This is a genomic window from Bradyrhizobium retamae, assembly GCF_001440415.1.
GTDB lineage: Bacteria > Pseudomonadota > Alphaproteobacteria > Rhizobiales > Xanthobacteraceae > Bradyrhizobium > Bradyrhizobium retamae.
The window spans coordinates 1-1,153 of record NZ_LLYA01000141.1; the positions used below are offsets into that span (position 1 = coordinate 1).

Here is a 1,153-nt window from a genome sequence, read left to right on the forward strand (position 1 = left end):
TGCCGGCCGCGTAGCGCCGGACACAAATCTTCGTCGGACACCCACCACGACGAAGCGCCAGTCGTCAGGTCAAGTGCATACTTTTACACCTGAGGTGACAGGCTTTCCGAAGGCATCGAGAGGATTTGGGGGAGCGCCAATCGGAGTGCTGCCGCTCCCTGCCGCACTGGTAGGCCTCGCTCAAGCAAAAAGCCCCGAATTTGATTGATGACCGCTGTTCTCTGTGTCACCAATCGACTGCGAACTCTGTGGAGTGCCTGTAAATCAAGTTGTTCGGCCGACTTCACTGGGACGAACCGCATTGTCGGCCGCTGAGCAGCCTCGGCGATCGCTTCAGCATCCCGAAAGTCATTCTTGTGACCCTTGAGGTATGGTTTGACGTACTGTGCCGGCAAGAGCCGTACTTGATGGCCTAATTTCTCGAGCTTGCGCCCCAGATGATGTGCTCCTGCACACGCCTCCATTCCGATTAGGCAACGCGGAACATTGCTCAGCGACTGGTCAAGCTGATTTCTAGATCGCTTCTTGCGTAACGTGATTGCGCCGGTGGCATCGAGACCAATGACATGGAATGTGTTCTTCCCGAGATCGATACCGATTGTGATAATGTTCGTATTCGACATGGCTTGCGCTCCTGCTGCTGCCCCGCGGGGTAGCACGTTGCCTCTGAGAGCGGGCGTGGTCCATGCCATTAACTCATAAGGTGCGCTGGCCTTGCCCTTGCCAATGCACTCCACCTCTGGGGCATGGAAGGAATAGAGCTTCCAGCCGCGCTGGCGCTGCTGCTGCGAGCGGATCTGCGCGGCGCGGCCGAGCGGAAGTGCGAACGTCTGCTCGAGCGCCGTCTGTCCTTCGATCTTGCGGCGGATATCGCGGATGATCCGGCCCAGCCGGCTGCGCAGGATACGCAACTGCCGCTGATGTCGCTTGAACTGCTTGGCGTGGGCATAGCGTCCCGCCATCATCGCTGCCTTCTTGGCGATCCGCAGGTAGGATTGACGCAACCGCACGCCGTGCCTGCTCGCCAAGTGGTTCAGTCCCCGGATCGCCGCATGCAGCAGCTTGGCGTCGGTCGGGAAGGTGATGGCCTTCGGCTGCACCGTGGTGTGTGCGCCATGACGGCGCGAAGAAGGAGGTTGAGTATGTAGACCAT

2 pseudogenes are annotated in these 1,153 nt (G+C 59.3%); both read right to left on the bottom strand.

From position 1 onward, the window contains the following. Positions 1-86: 86 nt before the first annotated feature. Positions 87-623 (bottom strand): annotated as a pseudogene (locus CQ13_RS16610) (IS110 family RNA-guided transposase); the annotation flags it as partial. 72 nt (positions 624-695) lie between these two features. Further along, positions 696-1,153, bottom strand: a pseudogene (locus tag CQ13_RS41125) (IS5/IS1182 family transposase); the annotation flags it as partial.